Genomic DNA, 514 nt, shown 5'->3' with positions numbered 1-514 from the left:
CGCCCTGTTGGAGTCATGTATATGGAAGATGAAGCAGGTATTGATGCAAAGATAATTGCTGTACCTCATTCTAAGCTCACCCCCCTATATGACAATGTTAAAGATCTGAATGACCTTCCTCAGCTTCAATTAGATCAAATGAAACATTTCTTTGAACACTATAAAGATTTAGAAAAAGGCAAATGGATGAAATTTAACGGTTGGGGAAATATTGAAGAAGCAAGAATGGAAATAATTAAAGCAATAAAAAATCATAAATAGCCTAAGCAAAAAATAAGCTAAAAATGTAAACCTCCACTAAACAATCTCCTAAAAAGAAAATGTTCTCACTCTCTCAACTCGCCCCCAAAGCGTCGCACTTCGTGCTTTGGCTTTGGTGAACGGTTGAGAGAGTTTCGGCAATACTCTCCCTAAAGGCAGTCATTTAAAAAAATGACACATCCTTTAAGTATTGCCGATTTACCGCATATTCTTTTGGCTTCGGAGCCACGTATATCGGTCGTATCCGCACATA

At 37.7% G+C, this 514-nt stretch carries 1 protein-coding gene; it reads left to right on the top strand.

Annotated elements, in window-relative coordinates:
• Positions 1 to 261: inorganic diphosphatase (locus F960_RS00250; RefSeq protein WP_004846801.1), on the top strand; the 261-nt coding region annotated here is incomplete at its 5' end.
• Between the last annotated feature and the right edge of the window lie 253 nt (positions 262 to 514).

Source organism: Acinetobacter gerneri DSM 14967 = CIP 107464 = MTCC 9824, from assembly GCF_000368565.1.
Taxonomy (GTDB): domain Bacteria; phylum Pseudomonadota; class Gammaproteobacteria; order Pseudomonadales; family Moraxellaceae; genus Acinetobacter; species Acinetobacter gerneri.
This window is presented reverse-complemented; position numbering and strand designations above follow the sequence as displayed.